This is a genomic window from Bradyrhizobium sp. UFLA06-06 (assembly GCF_054820065.1).
The window spans coordinates 73,943-92,495 of the sequence record NZ_JADFUD010000004.1 but is presented as its reverse complement, the minus strand read 5'-3'; the positions used below and the strand labels follow the sequence as shown (position 1 = coordinate 92,495).

The window sequence follows — 18,553 nt, the reverse complement described above, 5'->3', positions numbered from 1 at the left end:
TGGACCGCCAAAGCGGCTTTTCTGTCCCATGATGGGACATTCCGGCATGCCGCTCCAGCGCGGCATGCCGGGGTGAAACCTAGGGAGAATTTCCTTGCCGATCGCCCCGTAATCACGCGGGGATCGAGCAAAAACCATCTCCTCAATAGGCGAGCTTCGGATACCAGTCCTTGCCGCGTCCCTCTGGCGTGGTGTCGAGCACCGTCCAGAGCGAATCCATGTCCGGCGCGCCGCGCGGGTCCTGACCGGGGTCCATCGTGCCCGCGCCCATTTCGCCGGCCCAGAAATGACGGATCGTGCCGTTGTGGCGCGTGAAGACATTGTAGCCCGGCAGGTCGGCGTCATCCTTGTTGACATAGTCGCGCGTGTAATCGCCGGATGCATCCGAGTAGATCCTGTGACGCGTCCAGCCCCGCGCCTTCTTCGCCTCGATCAGCCGCGCGATCGGCGAGCGCGCCACGAACACGAACGACACGCGCCGCTCGATATCGGGCAGCTTCTCCTCCCACGTGCCCATGAACGATGTGCACATCGGACACGGCTTCTCGCGCTGCGGGCCGTACATGTAGCTGTAGATGATGAGCGTCGGCTTGTCGCCGAACAGATCGGCGAGCGAGGCCGCGCCGGCCTCGCCGGTGAACTCATAGGACTTGGTCACCTCGCCGCCGGGCGGCAAGGCGCGGCGCAGCGCGGCGACGCGCTCGATATGCCGGCGCAGCTCGATCTCTTCGACGAGCAGCGCCTGGCGGGCGCGACGATACTCGGCGCTCTCATTGGGAAAGCGCCTGACGTTGGTCGTGGCGAGTTCGGCAGCAGGCTTGAGGACGGAACTGGTCATGGTTGGAACCTCGCATGGTTGACGGGCTGTCTGGAAGACGACCCGGACCCGGATGATCCGACACTTAACGGCGAGAGTTTTACTGCAGTTCCGGCGGCGGGGAACGGTCGAGGATCTCGCCCTTTGCGCCTTCCAGCAGGTCGAGCACGTAGGTCTCGATGGTCAACGGCCCCCGCATGCGTTTGGCCTCGGCCACCGTTTCGACACGGGCGAAATTGTCGCGCAGCGAGGCCGGCATTGCCTGCTCGACCTCATGCACATAGAGCAGCTTGCCGGACAGCTGCTCAGGGCTCGGCTCCGGCATGTTGACCCAGCGAATGCGCTGGCCCTGCTGGGCGACGCAGGTGCCCTTGGGGAGATAGAAGGCGAGCCAGCCCGTGGTGCCGTAGTCCGCCGCCAGCACGCAGCTCGCGCCGGTCCGCACGCGCGCCGCCTCGATCTCGCCCGCGAGCTCCTGCCAGCCGACACCGACGCTGCGCACGGTGGCGTCGCGGCGGTAGCCCGAGAGCAAACCGGTATTGGCCTGCACGATCAGCAGCGCGAACAGCACGACACCGACGGGCGCGGCCCAGCGGCGGCAGAAATCGATCGTGCGCTGCTCGCGCGGCGCCCACTGCACCTGGACTGCCGCGACCGCGGCCGCCACGGCAAAGGCGGGATAGACCGGCGCGAACCAGTTGGCCTCGACCCGCGCATGCAATGCGTGCCAGGTGAAGTAGACCACGATGGTCCAGAACATCGTGTTGACCAGCACACGCGCCTCCATCGCGCCGGCGCGGCGGCGGTAGAGCGCGTAGAGGCCCATCACGCCGAGGATGAAGACCAATGGCGTTGCGAACGCAAACTGGGTCGGGATCAGCTCGGCGATGTAGGTCGGCCGGAAATCCTCGATCCGCGCGCGGCCCATCTGCTTGATGAAGGACACCCAGTGATGATCGGCATTCCAGCGGATGACCGGGCTGAACAGGCCGAGCGCGACCAGACCGCCGAGATAGAGCCAGGGCGAGAGAAACCAGCGCCGCAGCTTCGGCACCACCGCAAGCCAGATCAGGATCGCCGGACCAAAGAACAGCGCTGAGTATTTCGACAGCAGCGCCGCGCCGGCCCCGGCGCCGACCGCAAGCCACCAGGCGCCGCGACCGCTCTCCAGTACCTTTGCGAGCGCGTACAGCAGGAGGCTGGCAGCGACCAGCAACGGCGCGTCCGGCGTCACGATCAGCGTGCCGACGGCGGCCATCAGCGTGACATTGAGCAGGATCGTTGCGCTCGCCGCGATGCGCCGGCCGCCGAACAGGATCTCGGCCGCCCGGTAGATCGCCCAGCTCATCGGCAGTGCGAGCAAGATCGACACCAGCCGCACGCCGAACGGCGTATCGCCCGCGATCATGGTGCCGAGCCGGATCACCACCGCCACCATCGGCGGATGGTCGTAATAGCCGCCGGCGAGCGACTTCGACCACATCCAGTAATAGGCTTCGTCGAAGGTCAGCGGCGTCCATGCGGCGGCGGCCAGTCGCAACACGACCAGCACCCACACCGCAAGCGCGGTGTTTCGGGCAAGCCGCGCCTCGTTCGCGTTCATGCCACCGTCATCGCTTGCGCCAGACGAACAGCCCGGACATCGCGTAGTTCCACACCACGCCCATCAGCGCGCCGGCCGCGCCCGCCAGCCACCAGATCGGCTCCTGGTCGTAGACCGAGAACGCGACGCCGACATTGGCGAGCAGGCCGACGCTGCAGACCAGATAGAACAGCAGCAGGCCGCGCAGGATGCCAAAACCCTTCAGCCGCTGGTCGCGGTAGGTCAGGAAATTGTTGAGGATGAAATTGCTGGTCATGGCGACGATCGCACCAGTGGCCTGGGCCTCCGGGAATGGCGCCTTGAACAGTTCGAGCGCGATGAACAGCACGGTGAGGTGCACCACCAGGCCGAGCCCGCCGACGGCTGCGAACAGAATGAAGCGCAACGAGATCAGATCATTGGTCAGCTTCGCCAGCACCAGGCCGAGGAAGTCGAGCGCGACCATGGAGTCGAGCTTGCTCTCGCCATGCTGGCGCGCACCGAAGGTGTAGGGAATCTCGACCGCGCGCAGCTTGCCCTCCGCCGTCGCCACGACGTCGAGCAGGATCTTGAAGCCTTGCGTGGACAGCTGCGGCGCGAGCTGCTCGAAACGGTCGCGGCGGATCATGAAGAAGCCGCTCATGGGGTCGGCGATCTCGACCTTCAGCGTGCGGCGCGCGATCTCGGTGGCGAAGGCGCTGGCGCCGGCGCGCTGCTTGTTGAAGCCGTCGGCCTTGTAGCCCTCGATATAGCGGCTGCCGACCACGAGCTCGGCCTCGCCGCTCTGCAGCAGCGCCACCATCTTCGGCAGCTGGGTCTCGTCGTGCTGCAGGTCCGCGTCCATCACCGCGGCATAGGGCGCGCTCGATGCCAGGATGCCCTCGATGCAGGCGCCGGACAGGCCGCGCCGGCCGATCCGGCGGATGCAGCGCACGCGGGAATCCTTCCGCGCCAGCGCGCGCACCACGTCCCAGGTTCCGTCGGGCGAATTGTCGTCGACGAAGATGACTTCCCAGGACACGTCCTTCAGGGTCGCGTCGAGCCGGCGATACAGCACCGTGACATTGTCACGTTCGTTGAAGGTCGGGACGACCACCGAAAGCTGCGGCAAACTTGCCGCCTGCAATGAGGTTTCGGGGCCCGGCTTGATGGCGTCATTCATGAGCGCCAGCGTATAGCCGCAGCCTCACCCGCTGCCAAGGCAGGCCGACCCAAATGCGCGCTCGGAAAGCGGGAAAACGGGGCAAAAACCGTTCGAAAATGCCAACGACCACGAACAAGGGGCGCGCGTACATCCGGCGCAGCCAATCAATGTCGTGGTCGTCCCAGCGCCGGAGCCCTGAAGCTGCAACGTCGCCGTTGCAGGCTAGATAGGAAGGCGCCAGGCGGTCCGCAAGGGGCCGTCTGCAAGGGGTCTTCTGCAAGGGGTCTTGGCGCGCTAGTTGTTGGGGACTTCCCGGATCACCGGGCCGCGCGGCACCGGGGCCGCCGGCGCGGCCTCGGCGGCGGGAGCCGCCTGCGGCTGCGCAGCGGACCGGGTCGGGTTGCGGAGCTGGCTCGGCGACGGCCCGTAGATGAACGCCGCCGCCAGCGCGACGGCCGCGACCAGTGCGCCCAAGAAACCTGCCGTCGATTGTGACCTCATGCCGATCATCCCCTCGCCTGCGCGGATTGATATCAAAAATCGGCCGGCCGCAACAGGATTTGGGAACCTATTTCGCCGCGGCCCTGCGCCGGGTGAAGGCGGTCACGATGTCCTTCTGCGCGAGCTCGATCGCGCGGTTGGCAGTCGTCAGATTCGCATCGGCATCCTGTTTCGGAAATTGCAGCGACAGGAAGTCGATCAGCGAGACCCGGAAGTTCTGCCGCTCCGAGGGACAGACATTGGCGATCAGCGAGGTGAATTCCTGGTCGGACATCGCCTTGTTGCTGTCGCGGGGATATTCGCGGGCGAGGCAATTCCAGTAAGCGTCGCGGCCGGTGATCGCGAGCTTGTGCGCATCGTCGACCTCGTCGGCCATCGCGGCGGACGATATGGCGGCGGAGGACATGATCAAGAGGGCGGCCGCAACCAGCATGCGCATTTGTTGTTCTCCATTTTGGCGCATCGTAGCGAAGAGCGACAGAGACGATAAGCACTGCCGCGCCAATCTGGCAAACTGGCCAATCACGATTATTTTGACTAGTCTTGCTTCCTGTTCCCTCCCTCACGATGAGTGCAGTCGTGGCCAAAGCTCCCACCAAGGCGACCAAGACCAAGACAGACGCAGGCAACATCTATATCGGCATCGGCGGCTGGACCTTCGAGCCGTGGCGCGGGGTGTTCTATCCGGAGAAGCTCGCGCAAGCGAAGGAGCTGTCCTATGCCGCCTCGAAGCTGACCTCGATCGAGATCAACGGCACCTATTACGGCTCGCAGAAGCCGGAGAGCTTTCGCAAATGGGCCAGCGAAGTGCCCGACGGCTTCATCTTCTCGCTGAAGGGGCCACGCTTCGCCACCAACCGCCGCGTGCTCGCCGAAGCCGGCGATTCGGTGAAGCGGTTCTATGATTCGGGCGTGCTGGAGCTGAAGGACCGGCTCGGGCCGGTGCTCTGGCAGTTTGCGCCGACCAAGAAGTTCGACGGCGCCGATTTCGGCAAGTTCCTCGAGCTGCTGCCGCGCAAGCTCGACGGCCGCGCGCTGCGCCACGTCGTCGAGGTCCGCCACGACAGTTTTTGCGTGCCCGAATTCGTCGCCCTCATTCGCGAGCACGAGGTGCCGGTGGTGTTCGCCGAGCACGGCAAATATCCGGCGATCGCCGACGTCGCGAGCGACTTCGTCTATGCCCGGCTGCAGAAGGGCAATGACGAATTGAAGACCTGCTATCCGCCGAAGCAGCTCGACGCCTGGGCCAAGCGGTTTCAGGACTGGGCCAGCGGCGGCGAGCCCGACGACCTGCCGAAGGTCGAGAAGGCCGCGCCCAAGAAGGCGCCACGCGACGTGTTCGCCTATGTGATCCACGAGGGCAAGGTCCGCGCGCCGGCGGGCGCGATGGAATTGATCGAACGGGTGAAGTGAGGGAGAACCGATGGCGAAGGCGAAGAGGCTGTTCACCATCGGCTACGAGCAGACGCCGTCGAAAGCGGTGCTCGACGAGCTCCAGCACGCCGGCGTCAAACTGCTGGTCGACGTCCGCGCGATCGCCTCCTCGCGCCGGCCCGGCTTCTCCAAGACCCAGCTCGCCGCGGGTCTCGACGAGCGCGGCATCGGCTACGTCCACCTCCGCGGCCTCGGCACGCCGAAGAGCGGCCGGGAGGCGGCGCGCAGCGGGCAGTATGCGCTGCTGCACAGGATCTATTCGGCGCACCTGAAGACGGCGCAGGCCAAGGAAGAGCTCGACGAGCTGTCGGCGCTGGTCAAGCAGTCCGGCCCGGTCTGCATCCTCTGCTACGAGCGCAACCACGAACACTGCCACCGTCGCTGGATCGCCGAGATCATCGAAGAGCGCGACGGCGTCAGGATCGAGAACCTGGTCGCGCCGCAGGTCTAGCCTGCCTCGCCCGGCACATTCAGCGTCCCCTCCATCATCTTCACGCAGCCGCCGCCGACATGCACCGACGTGATCGCGCCGCCTTGCTTGCGCACCCGCGTCAGCAACAGGCTCGGGCGGCCCATGTCGACACCCTGCCCGATCCGCAGCCGCAATTCGCCGTCGCGCGCGGGATCGATATCGGCGAGCAGCGCCGCGCAAGCCGCGGTCGCGCTGCCGGTCGCGGGATCCTCGGACAGGCCGCTGGCGCCGGGATGGAACATGCGCGCCTGCAGGTCGAGCGGCTGCTCGCTCGCCGGCACGTCGCGAGTGTAGAAATAGACGACGTCGCGGCCGATCTCGGCCAGCGTCCTGGCGAACGCCGCCGCATCCGGCCGGGCGCGCCTCAGCGCCTCGCGCGAGGCGATCTCCACCACCAGGAACGGCAGCCCGACCGAGACGACCTGCGGAGCGTGCCGATCGGTCTTCACATCAGTCGCCGTCAGCGACAGGCACGCGGCGGCGGCGGCCGCGCTCACCTCATTGGTCCGCTGCAACGCCTGCGGCGCCGTTAGCTCGGCCCCGACCACATTGCCGCCATCGGACAGGATCTCGACCGGCACGAGGCCCCCCTTCTCCTCGAACCTCAAGCGCGCCGGCGCCTTCGCGGCCCGGCTCGCCAGCACGAAGGCGGTGCCGACATTGGGATGGCCGGCGAACGGAATTTCCGAGCGCACCGTGAAGATGCGAACCTGAGCGTCGTTGGCCTTGTCCTGCGGCGGCAGCACGAAGGTCGTCTCGGAATAGTTGAACTCGGTCGCGATCGCCTGCATCTCTTCGGTCGACAGCCCCTCGGCGTCGAGCACCACGGCGAGCGGGTTGCCGCCGAAGGCGCGGTCGGTGAAAACGTCGACGGTGATATAGCGCCGCTGCATCTTGCTGTCCTTGTGCTCCGGTCACCCGCGACCGATGACGTCATCGTAGCACAGCCCGACCGATGCCCTTCAGAGCACTCGGTACAATCTCGGGCAAGTCAGAAGCAGACAGCTTCGCACGGCTTGCGGAGACATCGACTACCGCCTCGGATCATGCGCGTGTTGCCGCCTACCCCAGCTGCCAGACATGCACCGGGTGCTCGTAGCCGCGCACCGGAATCTCGCCGCGCGAGACGGCGTCGTTGCAATCGTCGCCGAGCGCCTCGCGCACCGCGGAGGAAATCAGGAACTGCGAGCCGAGCTCCTTGTTGAGCGCCTCGAGCCGCGCGGCAAAATTCACGGTGTCGCCGATCACGGTGTATTCCTTGCGCCGGGGCGAGCCGATATTGCCGGCGACGACCTCGCCGATGTGGATGCCGATGCCGATGCGCAGCGGCCAGCTCGACGCCGCGTTGGTGCGCTTGTTCGCCGCGAGCATTTCACGCGCGGCGGCGACCGCCTGATGCGCGGCGTCGCCGGTCTCGAACGGCGCACCGAACAGCGCGAGAAAGCCGTCGCCCAAGAACTTGTTCACGATGCCGCCATGGCGATCGAGGATATCGACCAGCACGGCAAAGGCGCCGTCGAGCCTGTCCACCACCTCCTGCGGCGAGCGGGTGCGCGCGCCGGCCGTGAAGCTGCGGAAATCCACGAACATCACGGCGACGCGCCGGATGTCGCTCCCGGTGCCGGCGCCCTCCGTCATCAGACGTTCGACCACCTGCGGCGAGACGTGCTGGCCGAACAGATTGGTGATGCGATCGCGCGCGGTCGCGGCCGCGATGCTGGCCGCGAACTGCCGGCGCAGCTGCATGCCGACCGCGCCGGCCAGCACGCCGCAGATCAGGATGATCGCGCTGCGCGCGGCGTGATAGTAGATGCTGGTCTCGGCCGCGCCGCCGCCCGAGGGATGGAAGAACACTGCCATGTAGAACAGCTCGGTCGCCGCGACGAAGCCGGTGAAGGTCGAGAGCCAGAAGTCGAGCCGCAGCGTCGACAGGATGATGAAGACGAAATAGATCAGCGGCGCCACGAAGCCGAGCGCCTCCTGCGGCCCCATGCTTTTGATGTGCAGCGCCAGCACGACGGTCGGCAGCGACGTCTCGACCAGCACGCCGATGTAGCGCCGGACCACCGGCAGGTCGCGCCCCTTGCGCATGTGCCAGCTGATCGCCCCGTGCACCCAGAACTCGAACAGGATCAGCGGAACGGTGACGTAGAAGACGTAGACGGGGCTAAGATTGCCGTGCCAGACGCGGCTGACCGCGTCGGGCGCAAAGAAATACACCAGCAGACTGATCGCCGCGAGGGTAGCGGCGGTGCCGATCAGCACCTTGATGCGGAGCAGCTCGGTGGTCATCACCTCGCGCATCAGGGCGTGATGGAAATCGGCGGGTACGGTTGTGTCTGCCGCTGCGCTGTTTTTGTCCGAAGATTCCGCCATGCCTCCCACCCCGTCATTCCGGGGCGCGAAGCGCACCCGGAATCTCGAGATTCCGGGTTCGATGCTTCGCATCGCCCCGGAATGACGATCATTGATGGCATCCATCATAGCCTCAATCGAGCGTGCGGCGGAAGCGCGTCACCGCGATCGTCATGGCGAACAGCATCAGGGCGACCAGTGCGGCGGTGTCGTATTGCAGGTTCTGCATCGCCGCCCCCTTCAGCATGATGGCCCGGACGATGCGCACGAAATGGGTCAGCGGCAGCCCCTCGCCGATATATTGCGCCCAGACCGGCATGCCCGCGAACGGAAACATGAAGCCGGACAGCAGGATGCTCGGCAGGAAAAACATCATCGAGAGCTGCATCGCCTGCAGCTGGTTCTGCACGATGGTCGAGAAGGTGTAGCCGATCGACAGATTGGTGGTGATGAACAGCGTGGTGAGCAGCGCCAATAGCGTGAGGCTGCCGAGGACCGGCACGCCGAACAGCACGATGCCGATGGCGATGATCAGCGTGGCCTGGATGAAGCCGACCAGCACATAGGGGATGATCTTACCAAACATCACCTCGACCGGCTTGATCGGCATCGACAGCAGGCTCTCCATGGTGCCGCGCTCGATTTCGCGCGTCACCGACAGCGCGGTGAAGATCAGCATGGTCATGGTCAGGATGGTGCCGACCAGGCCGGGCACGATATTGAGGCGCGAGTCCGCCGCCGGGTTGTAGCGGGCGTGGGCGCGGATCTCGAACGGCATGTCCGGGGGATCGCCGACGTGCAGATCATGCGCCAGCGCGGATTGCACCAGCGGCCCGAGTGCGCCGAGCGCCGAGCCCGACGCGACCGGGTCGGTGGCGTCGGCCGCGACCAGCAGCGCCGGTCTGTCGCCGCGCCGCACCGCGCGCTCGAAGCCGCGCGGAATCTCGACGCCGAACAGCACTTTGCCGGATTGCAGCAGCTCGTCGAACTCCCCGACGGTGTGGACCTCGCGGACAAAATGGAAATAGGCGGTGTTCTCCATCGCCTTCAGGATCGAACGGCCGAGATCGCTGTCCTCCTGGGTCAGCACCGCGGTCGGCAGATTGCGCGGCGTGGTGTTGATGGCGTAGCCGAACAACGTCAGCTGCATCACCGGCAGCATGATGATCATGGCGAACGAGACGCGGTCGCGGCGAAGCTGGATGAACTCCTTGACCAGCATCGCGTAGCTGCGCCGCCAGAAGCCGAATGCCGGCTCCCTCGCCTCGCTGTTCTGGATCGTTTCCGTTGCGCTCATCGGACCCTATCCTTGAAAGTTATCCCTGGAGCGCCCCATCAGGTCGATGAAGACGTCTTCGAGCGACGGCTCGCTGGCCTGCCATTGCCATTTCGAATTGTCCCGATAGGGCGCGATCGCGGCCTCGAGCGCCGCCTTGTCGCGGCCGGAGACGTGCAGGCTGGTGCCGAACGGCGCCACCATGTCGACGCCGGGCTTATCCGTGAGCTCGGCCATCAGGCCGTTGAAATCCTCGCCCGTCACCGTCCAGGTCGACAGCGCGGAGGCGGCGATTACCTCGTCCACCGTGCCATGGGCCAGCAGATGACCGTAGGCAATGTAGGCGATCTCGTGACAGCGCTCGGCCTCGTCCATGTAATGGGTCGAGACCAGCACGGTGAGGCCTTCGGCGGCGAGCGCGTGGATTTCGTTCCAGAAATCGCGCCGCGCCTTGGGATCGACGCCGGCGGTCGGCTCGTCCAGCAACAGCAATTGCGGATTGGGCAACGTACAGGCGCCGAGCGCCAGCCGCTGCTTCCAGCCGCCGGAAAGGTTGGCGGCGAGCTGCTCCTCGCGGCCCTTCAGCCCGATCCGCGCGATCATGTCGGCCGCGGCGCCGCGCGCGTCCGGCATGCCATAGAGCCGCGCCACGAATTCGAGATTCTCGCGCACCGACAGATCCTGGTAGAGGCTGAAGCGCTGCGTCATGTAGCCGACCTTGCGCTTGATCTTGTCGGCATCGCGCCGGATGTCGTAGCCGAGGCAGGTGCCCTCGCCGCTGTCGGGCGTCAGCAGGCCGCACAGGATGCGGATGGTGGTGGTCTTGCCGCTGCCGTTGGGACCGAGGAAGCCGTAGATCGAACCGCGCTTGACCTGCATCGACAGGTCATGGACCACCTCGCGTCCGCCGAACGACTTGGTCAGGCCCTTCACATCGATGGCGATGGAGGATGCGTCGGACCGCGCGCTGGTGGAGCCGCCGTTCATCTGCGCTCCGCGACCGGCGTCTTGGGGTTGAGATAGATGCTGATCGGCTGACCGACGCGCAGCACATCGGGCCGGCTCGGCCGCGCCTGGATCAGATAGACCAGCTTGTTGCGCTCATCGAGGCTGTAGATGACCGGCGGCGTGTACTCCGCCGTGGTGGCGATGAAGTAGATCTTTGCCGTGAGGTCGGCGGCGCAATTGTCGCAGGTCACCCTCACCTCGTCGCCGAGCGCGAGCTTCGGCAGCTCGGCCTCCGGCACGAAGAAGCGCAGCTTCATGTTGCCGGGCGGCATGATCGACAGCACCGGGCGCTGCGCCTGCACCATCTCGCCCTCGCGGAAATAGATCTGCTGGATCGAGCCCGCGATCGGCGCAAAGCCCTTGCGACGGTCGAGCCGGGTCTGCGAGGTGTTGACCCGCGCCTCCGCGACGCGCAGCGCCGAGACCGCGGAATCCAGATTGGCCTGGGTGCCGGCGCCGGTGCCGCGCAGCGAGGCCGCGCGGTCGTAGCTCTGCCGCGCGTTGGCGAGGGTCGCGTTGTTCTGGTTGAGATCGGCGCGCTGCAGGTCGTCGTCGACCGAATAAAGCAGATCGCCGGGCTTGACCTCGTCGCCCTCGCGCACATTGAGCTTGATGACGCGGCCGGATTCATCGGGGCTGACGAAGATCATGTCGGCCTCGACCCAGCCCTGGAAACCGGGATCGCGCTTCTCGTTGCATCCGGCCAGCGCCGCCGCCAGCGCGGCTGCCGTCACGAGCTTCATCATGCGCGAGACGGTCATGGCTTGCTCCGTTCGCCGAAGATCAGGTCGAGATGAACCTTGAACATCGCGAGGGCATCGAGCGGCGCGTGCCGGGCAAACAGGCTCTGCCAGATCACCGCGACGATCGCGGGCGCCACGACGAGCTGGGGAAACTGCGCGAGCTGCCGCTGCCTGATCTCGCCGCGCGTGATCGCGAGCTGGATCAGCGCCTGCATCGCGGCCATCCCCTTCGACACCACCTCGCGGAAATAGAAGTCGGCGATCGTCGGGAAGCGCGGCCCTTCGGAGACGATCAGGCGGATGATGTCGCCGCGCCGGGTGGACACGACCTCGCGGATGAAGGTCTCGGCGAATCTCTCCACCGCATCGCGCACCGGGCCGGTGATGGTGGGCGGCGCGGCCATGCGATTGACCAAGGGCACGACGGCGGTGCGGATGAGCTCCTCGAACATCGATTCCTTGTCCTTGAAGTACAGATAGAGCGTGCCTTTGGCGACGCCCGCCCGCTTGGCGACATCGTCGAGCCGCGTCGCGGCAAAGCCGCGCGCGATGAACTCGTCCATCGCCGCCTCGACGATCGCGGCGCGTCGCTCTGCCGATTTCTCGGCGCGGTTCGCGGCGGGCTTCGGCTCAGGCAGCTTTGCCGAGGCCACCTTCGGGATCCTCGCCGCGGTAGCCCGGATCGTGGTGGTCCGGCGCTTGGCGGACCGGGAGCGGGTCGTTTCTTCGGTGCGCTTTGTCATGGCCACAATATGACTGACCAGTCAGTCATTGTCAATGCGTTGAAGGAAAACGTCTGCCGGCCGGAAGCGTTCCTGTCGGTCTTCGCGGCTCCTTAAGGGTGCGCCTGGGTTCGCGATCTCGCAGCGCAAATGCCCGAGTTTGCTGCCTATTTCCGTCCCTCGGGAGAACAGATGGCGCAGGGAAAGTCGGTTGCCGATCGCACCCGCGGGCCCTGTGCAACAAGAAGGCGCAGGGGTGGCACCGCAGGTGTAACCGGAGCAATCCGGCTTTCCCTGCGCGATGCGCTACGGCTCACTTCGTGCTCTCCCCGGCAAGATCGGGGGGATTTTGATACAAGCGATCGGCTGGGGGAAACACCTATGAGCGATTGGCTACACAACCTTTCTGTGCCGTGGATGGCCTTCATCGTCTTCGGCTTCACCTATCTTGTTGCCATTCTCATTTTCGCAGGCGTTGCGATCCTGTCGACCAAGGAGCGCGCAACGTCCTTCAAATCGATCTCACCCGGCATGTTGCCGGTGCTCGGCATCCTTTTCGGCCTGTTTGTCGCGTTCACCGCGGCACAGGTCTGGAGTGACAGCGACCGCGCCACCGCGGCGGTGAGCCGCGAAGCCAGTTCGCTGCGCGCGGTCGTCTTGCTCGCCGGCGGCCTGCCGCCGGAGCAGGAGGCGCGCCTGCGCGGCCTCGTTCGCGACTACGTCGAGGAAACCGTCGCCGTGGAATGGCCGATGATGGCGCGCCAGGCTGCATCGCTCAAGGCAGCGCCTCCCGCGCTGACCGCGGCATTGCGGCTTGTCGTGTCAACACCCGCGCAAAACCCGGGTCAGCAGACGACGCAGCACGAGATCATCACCAATCTGAATTCGGCACTCGATGCGCGACGACAACGGATCATCGTCAGCCAGACGGAAGTCGACTCGATCAAATGGTGGTGCCTCTACCTTCAGGCCATCTGCGAGCTATTGGTCATTGCCCTTGTTCACTGCGACAACCGGTTGGGATCCGCCATCGCGATGGGCCTGTTCGCGACCGGCGTGGCAACATCGGTTCTGCTGATTGCCGCGCACGATCGACCATTCACCGGTCAGATATCGATTGCGCCGACGCCATTGCTGCAGATCATGCCGGACAAGGAGGCGAGCCGATAAGCGCCGGACTGCGCTACGCTGGCTGCCCGGCTACGTGTGAAACTTCAGCCCGTCGAGGATCTTGTCGACCACCTTGCGCTCGGCGCGAATGGCGAGGCCGACCAGATTGAGCTCGCTGCGCGCAACCGCCTTCACCACCTCGCGGTTGGCGGCGTCATGCGTGGTCTTGAACATGTCCTCGGTGTAAAGCGCCGGCTGCACGTTGCGCGCCAGCGCGCGCTCCAGCGCCCGCGACAGCGCGGGCCCGTCGGCGCCGTAGATCAGGATCGGCTGGCCGATCAGGGAGAGATATCTGGTCCCCGAGCCGTCCTGGTAATTCTCCCCGATGCATTCGGGAAAGGAAGCTGCGATGCCGCCGGCCAGAAACGACGCCACGTTGAGCTTCTGCCAGACTTCCAGGTCGGTGCGGATCACGACCGCGATCTTGGTGTCGAACTGCATGGCGATAAATCTATCCGCAGGTTGACGACAAACGCCAGTTCTGACCGCGCATCCCTCATCTGCCCGCCAGGCGCTGACGTTCGTTTCTTAAGCAACCTACGGGCAGCCCCTGCCCGCCTGAAGGGCGACGTCGCGGCCGGCGAAGCTGATATCGCTGCGGCGAAGAAGCTCAACCCACACGTCGACCACTAGCCGTGCGACGTCGCAAACGCCCGGCCCCGTGCCGGGACGGAAAGCGATAGTCAGGTCCTGCGCCGCGTAGTAGGCTTCGGGCGTTCAATTATCATCAGCATATTTCAGGGCATTGCATCATGATCAGCAAGGCCGATGTTGTTGTTATTGGTTCGGGCGGATTGGGCGCGGCCACAGCCTATTACCTGAGCAAGCGTGAAGGTCTCAGCGTCGCCCTTGTCGACAAGCATGAGATCGGATCGCAAACCTCGCCCCGCGCGGCAGGCATGGTGAGCTGCGCGCGCAAGAGCGACCTGATGATCGGCCTCATCAAGGACGCATGTCGCAAGATCGAGACGTTCACGGAAGAAACCGGTCAGCCGCTCGACTGGGTGCATTCGGGCAGCCTGAAGGTTGCGCGCCGGCCGCAGGACGCCGAAGTGATCGAGGACGACTTCGAGCGCGGACGCCGCACCGGCCTCGATGTCGAGCTGATCTCTCCGGAAGAGGCGAGCGGTCTCAATCCGTTCCTGCAGCCGGCGGGTGTCGTCGCGGCGATGCGGATCGGCGACGACCGGTATTTCGACCCGGCGCAGGTTGCCGTCGGATTCGCCAAAGCCGCGGCGGCCAATGGTGCAACCTTGCTGCCGAAGACCGACGTGCGCGCCGTCAACATCGTCGGCGGCACCGTGATCGGTGTGACCACCGCGAACGGCGTCATTGAAAGTCCGGTTGTCGTCGATGCGGCCGGTGCGTGGACCCGGCAGGTCGCGGAGGCGAGCGGGATTCGCGTGCCGCTGGTGCCGACCCGGCAGCAATTGATCGTCACCGAGCCTTTGGATGGCGCGCGTGCCGACTTGCCGATGATCCGCATCATGGATGCCGCGGTGTATACCCGCCCGTGTCAGGGCGGTTTCCTGTGGGGTGTTTACGAGGAAACGCCGCGCTTCTTCGACATGCAATCGCTTGGGGCCGGCTTCGACGTCAAGGACATGCCGCTCGACATCGGCGTGCTTCATGCAGCCGCCGATGAGGTCAAGGACCAGCTCCCGTTCCTGCAAACCGCCAAGGTGCGGGAGTTTCGCGGCGGCATTCCGACGATGACCGCCGACGGCCATCATATTCTTGGCCCGGCCGCCGGCGTGGCCGGCTTCTATTTTGCGAGCGGGTGCAACGTCGCCGGTCTGTCGATCTCGCCGACCGTCGGCGAGGCGCTTGCGGCCTGGATCGTGGACGGCGAGCCGCTCGTCGATCTATCGCCGATGTCGGTCACGCGGTTCAAAGACCAATCGTGGTCTGAAGATCAATTGGAGCGCGACGCCGCCTGGCAATACCGACACTTCTACGGTGCCGTCTGAGCGCGGCTCGGACATAGGGCTATCAGCGCACTTTGCCAGTCAAGCGGACCTTGCGATCGGCGGCCGCCCTACCCCTTGGCGTCGCAGGCCCAGGCGCGGATCACGCATTCCTTGCCGCCATAGTCGTAGCACTTCTTGGTCGCGGCATTGAGCGAGCTCGAGATCTTCGGCGCTACGGCATAGCCATGGGCACCGCAAGGATTCTTCATGTCGATCGAGAGCGCGGCGCAGGCCCGCTTCATGGTGACGGTGGTGCAATCGCCCTTGCACTGCTTCAACGCCGCGGCACGCGCCGCGCCTTCCGCCGGATAATCGTAGGCCTGGCCGTAGGCTCCGCACTTGCCGACCGCGAACGCGCCGGCCGCGCGCGCCTTGGGCACGAAGGTCTCCACGGAGAAACGCGCGGCGCCGAGCAGCAATGTCAGAACGAGAATCGTCAGCGCGCGACGCTGCGCGGCGGCGGTCGAAATGATCAAACGGAAATCCCCCAAAGTCCGGCACGGACTCTACGCAGGGGTCGTTTCCAGATGGTGAATGACGGGTTGAGGGCGACGCTGCTCCATCCACCCGTCGTCCCGGCGAAAGCCGGGACCCATAACCACAGGCTTGAGTTATTGAAAGAAGCTGTGGCCCCAACGTCGCGCAATCATCACCGTCGGTGGTAATGGGTCCCGGCCTTCGCCGGGACGACGCGGATAGTGTTTAACTCCGCCTTGCCGCTTCCAGCGCCTGCGGCGTGTCGATGTCGAGGAAGGCGCTGTTGCCTTCGACAGGGACCTCGGCGACCACCTCGGCATGCTTGGTGATCAAGTGACGCGCGCCGATGTCGCCGTCGAGCGTCATCAGCTCCTTGAAGAAGCGCCTTGACCACAGCACCGGATTGCCGCGGCGGCCCTCGCTGACGGGGACCGCGATCAAATGGCCGCGGTCCGGCGCGAAGGTCTCGATCAGGCGATCGATCAGCTTCGCATCGATCAGCGGCATGTCGCCGAGGCAGACGATCGCGCCGTCGGCGCTGTCCGACACCGCCGAGATGCCCGCCTTGACCGAGCTGGCGAGACCGCCGGCGAAACCCGGGTTGCGGACGAACTTGACCTTGAGGCCATCGAGCGCCTGCTCGACCAGCTCGGCTTGATGCCCGGTGACGACGATCACCTCGGAAGCCTTCGACGCCAGCGCCTGCTCGGCGACGATGCGCGCGAGCTTCTTGCCGTCGAGCTCGGCGAGCAGCTTGTTCGGGCCGCCCATCCTGGTCGAGCGGCCGGCGGCAAGCACGATTGCGGCGACGTTGCGGTTGCCTTCGGTGTCCGGCACGGTGCGCGGCTGCGGCCGCGTCACGATCTCCATCAGCAGGCCGCCGACGCCCATGCCGGTGAGATCCGACCGCTTCACCTTGATGCCGGCGAGCAGCCGCATCAAGACCCAGTCAAAGCCGTTCTCGACCGGCGAACGCGCGCAGCCCGGCGCGCCCAGCACCGGCACGCCGCCGGCGCTGCCGATCAGCAGCAGATTGCCCGGATCGACCGGCATGCCGAAATGCTCGACGGCGCCGCCGATCTCGGTGATCGCAGCGGGAATGACATCGCGGCGGTCGGCGATCGCGGACGCGCCGAACACGATGACGAGCTCGGCGCCCAGCTCGAGCAATTCCTTGATCGAGGCGGCGAGCACCGTCTCGTCATGCGGCACGCGGCGCTCGGCGATGATGGCGGCGCCGGCCGGCGCGAGCCGTTCGGCGGTGACGCGCAGCGTCTTGTCGATCACCTTCGGCGCGAGGCCGGGCAGCAGCGTCGAGACCACGCCGACCTTCTGGATCACGTAGGGCGCGATCCGCAGCGTGTCCTTGCCGGCGACCGCGACGGCGGCATCGCGTAAGCGCCCCTCGACGCCGAACGGAATCAACTTGACGGTCGCGATCATCTCGCCTTCGACCACCGGCTTGAACGCGGCGAGGGTGGCGAAGGTGATGGCCTCGTCGACATCGTTGATGCGGTCGACCGCGGCGCGATCGATCACCAGCACGCCGGGGCGCGCCGCGAACAGATTGGCGCGGCCGGTGAAGGCGCGCTCGACATTGACGCCCTCGCCTGCCACCGCCTGCGCGATGCTGGCGGCCGCGGCGTCCTCGGAGACGTCGCCCTCGTCGAGCCGGACCACGACGATCTCGTCGACGCCGGCCTTGGTCAGCGCCTCGACCTCGGCGGGGCCGATCGTGGTGCCCTTCTTGAGCACCAGCGCGCCCTGGCGGAGGGTATGAACGGTGACGCCGCCAATCGCGTCGGCCGGACTGGCGGGACCGAATTTCATGCCGCTTCTTCTTTTTGCTTGGAGTTTTCTTTGGGAGGCAGGCGCAGCTGCGCGGTGATCTCGGCCATGATCGCGACCGCGATCTCCGACGGCGATACCGCGCCGATGTCGAGGCCGATCGGCGCGTGGATGCGCGCGATGTCGCTGTCCCTGGCGCCCTGCGCGCGCAGCCGCTCGGCGCGCTTGGCGTGGGTCTTCCGCGAGCCGAGCGCGCCGATATAGAAGCAGTCGCGGTCGAAGGCGTGCAGCAGCGCCGGATCGTCGATCTTCGGATCATGCGTCACTGCGACGAAGGCCGTGTAGTGATCGACATTGAGCGGCGGCAGCGCGACGTCGGGCCATTCGGCGACCAGCGGCACGTCGGGGAAGCGCTCCGGGCTCGCAAACGCGGTGCGCGGATCGACCACCGTGACGTCATAGTCGAGCGAGCGCGCCAGCGGCGCCAGCGCCTGGCTGATATGGACCGCGCCGATGATCACGAGCTTTGCGGTCGGCGCGTAGACGTTGAGGAACAGCTTCTTGGTGCCGACCTCGACATTGCCGCTCTTGCCCATCCGCAGCTGCTTTGAGAGCTCGGCGCGCAGCGGATCGGCGGCGATGTCCGCGGCCTTGACCAGACGCTGATCGCCATTGGCGGTGTCGGTGACGACGATCACCGGGCGGCGCGCGGCGCGCTCGGCGTTCAGTTCTTTGAGGATCTCGAGCTTCACGGCTAACCGACCTTCTCGACGAACACGCGGATGGTGCCGCCGCAGGACAGGCCGACATTCCAGGCGGTCTCGTCGGCGACGCCGAATTCGAGCATCTTGGGCTGGCCGCTCGCGATCACGTCGAGCGCTTCCGTCACGACCGCGCCCTCGACGCAGCCGCCGGAGACCGAGCCGAGGAACGTGCCGTCGTCATTGATGACGAGGCTCGAGCCGGCCGGGCGCGGCGCCGAGCCCCAGGTCTCGACCACAGTGGCAAGCGCCACGCCATGACCCTCTTTCTGCCAGGTCTCGGCGGCCTGCAGAATGTCTTCGTCGCGGTTCAGCATGGCGGCCTCCTGTGAA

General features: G+C 66.0%; 21 protein-coding genes. 5 read left to right on the top strand and 16 right to left on the bottom strand.

Annotated features, from left to right (window positions below):
* Nucleotides 1-142: 142 nt before the first annotated feature.
* The 5 genes from IF803_RS04800 to IF803_RS04780 all read right to left on the bottom strand — a co-directional run bounded on the left by IF803_RS04800 (nt 143) and on the right by IF803_RS04780 (nt 4,483).
* Nucleotides 143-838 (bottom strand): DUF899 family protein, encoded by a 696-nt coding sequence (locus IF803_RS04800; RefSeq protein ID WP_461191442.1) that lies wholly within the window; start codon nt 836-838, stop codon nt 143-145.
* A gap of 79 nt (nt 839-917) precedes the next feature.
* Complete coding sequence (locus IF803_RS04795; protein WP_461191441.1) at nt 918-2,420, bottom strand: glycosyltransferase family 39 protein; 1,503 nt, start codon at nt 2,418-2,420, stop codon at nt 918-920.
* 7 nt (nt 2,421-2,427) lie between these two features.
* A complete protein-coding gene (locus IF803_RS04790) occupies nt 2,428-3,561 on the bottom strand; it encodes a glycosyltransferase (protein ID WP_461191440.1) in 1,134 nt (377 codons plus the stop codon).
* A gap of 276 nt (nt 3,562-3,837) precedes the next feature.
* Nucleotides 3,838-4,044 carry a hypothetical protein gene (locus IF803_RS04785; RefSeq protein ID WP_461191439.1) on the bottom strand — a complete coding sequence of 69 codons (207 nt, stop codon included), beginning with the start codon at nt 4,042-4,044 and terminating at the stop codon, nt 3,838-3,840.
* A gap of 67 nt (nt 4,045-4,111) precedes the next feature.
* Nucleotides 4,112-4,483 (bottom strand): hypothetical protein, encoded by a 372-nt coding sequence (locus tag IF803_RS04780; protein ID WP_028339943.1) that lies wholly within the window; start codon nt 4,481-4,483, stop codon nt 4,112-4,114.
* Between the two features lie 140 nt (nt 4,484-4,623).
* Here IF803_RS04780 and IF803_RS04775 point away from each other — a divergent pair, with 140 nt between their 5' ends.
* Nucleotides 4,624-5,457: a DUF72 domain-containing protein gene (locus tag IF803_RS04775; RefSeq protein ID WP_461191438.1), complete on the top strand. Its 834-nt coding sequence runs from the start codon at nt 4,624-4,626 to the stop codon at nt 5,455-5,457.
* A 10-nt stretch (nt 5,458-5,467) separates the two neighbouring features.
* On the top strand, nt 5,468-5,929 hold the full coding sequence (locus tag IF803_RS04770) for a DUF488 domain-containing protein (RefSeq protein ID WP_461191437.1): 462 nt from the start codon (nt 5,468-5,470) through the stop codon (nt 5,927-5,929).
* On the opposite strand, the gene IF803_RS04765 is transcribed toward IF803_RS04770, so the two are convergent.
* The 6 genes from IF803_RS04765 to IF803_RS04740 all read right to left on the bottom strand — a co-directional run bounded on the left by IF803_RS04765 (nt 5,926) and on the right by IF803_RS04740 (nt 11,910).
* A complete protein-coding gene (locus IF803_RS04765; protein WP_461191436.1) occupies nt 5,926-6,843 on the bottom strand; it encodes a PhzF family phenazine biosynthesis protein in 918 nt (305 codons plus the stop codon). The two genes, IF803_RS04770 and IF803_RS04765, sit on opposite strands and share 4 nt — an antisense overlap.
* Before the next feature lie 169 nt (nt 6,844-7,012).
* Nucleotides 7,013-8,326 carry an adenylate/guanylate cyclase domain-containing protein gene (locus IF803_RS04760; RefSeq protein ID WP_461191435.1) on the bottom strand — a complete coding sequence of 438 codons (1,314 nt, stop codon included), beginning with the start codon at nt 8,324-8,326 and terminating at the stop codon, nt 7,013-7,015.
* 112 nt (nt 8,327-8,438) lie between these two features.
* Entirely contained in the window at nt 8,439-9,602 is a 1,164-nt protein-coding gene (locus IF803_RS04755; RefSeq protein WP_461191434.1) for an ABC transporter permease, read from the bottom strand.
* Nucleotides 9,603-9,608: 6 nt separating this feature from the next.
* Complete coding sequence (locus IF803_RS04750; protein ID WP_461191433.1) at nt 9,609-10,568, bottom strand: ABC transporter ATP-binding protein; 960 nt, start codon at nt 10,566-10,568, stop codon at nt 9,609-9,611.
* The gene (locus IF803_RS04745; protein WP_461191432.1) at nt 10,565-11,350 is read right to left on the bottom strand and encodes an HlyD family secretion protein; all 786 of its coding nucleotides are present in this window, start codon (nt 11,348-11,350) and stop codon (nt 10,565-10,567) included. Before IF803_RS04745 ends, IF803_RS04750 begins: the two co-directional genes overlap by 4 nt.
* The gene (locus IF803_RS04740; protein WP_461191533.1) at nt 11,347-11,910 is read right to left on the bottom strand and encodes a TetR/AcrR family transcriptional regulator; all 564 of its coding nucleotides are present in this window, start codon (nt 11,908-11,910) and stop codon (nt 11,347-11,349) included. The genes IF803_RS04745 and IF803_RS04740 overlap by 4 nt, the downstream gene beginning before the upstream one ends.
* On the opposite strand from IF803_RS04740, the gene IF803_RS04735 reads away from it, so the two are divergent.
* Together IF803_RS04735 and IF803_RS04730 are read left to right on the top strand one after the other, a co-directional pair.
* Nucleotides 11,882-12,088, top strand: coding sequence for a hypothetical protein (locus tag IF803_RS04735; RefSeq protein WP_461191541.1), 207 nt, complete (start codon nt 11,882-11,884; stop codon nt 12,086-12,088). The two genes, IF803_RS04740 and IF803_RS04735, sit on opposite strands and share 29 nt — an antisense overlap.
* A 158-nt stretch (nt 12,089-12,246) precedes the next feature.
* Entirely contained in the window at nt 12,247-13,224 is a 978-nt protein-coding gene (locus IF803_RS04730) for a bestrophin-like domain (RefSeq protein WP_461191431.1), read from the top strand.
* A gap of 30 nt (nt 13,225-13,254) precedes the next feature.
* On the opposite strand, the gene IF803_RS04725 is transcribed toward IF803_RS04730, so the two are convergent.
* Entirely contained in the window at nt 13,255-13,665 is a 411-nt protein-coding gene (locus tag IF803_RS04725; RefSeq protein ID WP_411779979.1) for a DUF2000 family protein, read from the bottom strand.
* A gap of 311 nt (nt 13,666-13,976) precedes the next feature.
* Between IF803_RS04725 and IF803_RS04720 the strand changes: the two genes are divergently transcribed.
* Nucleotides 13,977-15,194 carry an NAD(P)/FAD-dependent oxidoreductase gene (locus IF803_RS04720; protein ID WP_461191430.1) on the top strand — a complete coding sequence of 406 codons (1,218 nt, stop codon included), beginning with the start codon at nt 13,977-13,979 and terminating at the stop codon, nt 15,192-15,194.
* Between the two features lie 68 nt (nt 15,195-15,262).
* Here the strand turns inward: IF803_RS04720 and IF803_RS04715 are convergent, their stop codons facing one another.
* The 4 genes from IF803_RS04715 to IF803_RS04700 all read right to left on the bottom strand — a co-directional run bounded on the left by IF803_RS04715 (nt 15,263) and on the right by IF803_RS04700 (nt 18,537).
* On the bottom strand, nt 15,263-15,670 hold the full coding sequence (locus tag IF803_RS04715; protein ID WP_461191429.1) for a DUF4189 domain-containing protein: 408 nt from the start codon (nt 15,668-15,670) through the stop codon (nt 15,263-15,265).
* Between the two features lie 226 nt (nt 15,671-15,896).
* Nucleotides 15,897-17,501, bottom strand: a complete 1,605-nt coding sequence (locus IF803_RS04710) for an NTP transferase domain-containing protein (protein WP_461191428.1) — start codon at nt 17,499-17,501, stop codon at nt 15,897-15,899.
* Nucleotides 17,498-18,211, bottom strand: a complete 714-nt coding sequence (locus IF803_RS04705) for an XdhC family protein (RefSeq protein ID WP_461191427.1) — start codon at nt 18,209-18,211, stop codon at nt 17,498-17,500. Before IF803_RS04705 ends, IF803_RS04710 begins: the two co-directional genes overlap by 4 nt.
* 2 nt (nt 18,212-18,213) lie before the next feature.
* Entirely contained in the window at nt 18,214-18,537 is a 324-nt protein-coding gene (locus IF803_RS04700; RefSeq protein ID WP_018272401.1) for an XdhC family protein, read from the bottom strand.
* Nucleotides 18,538-18,553: the final 16 nt, after the last annotated feature.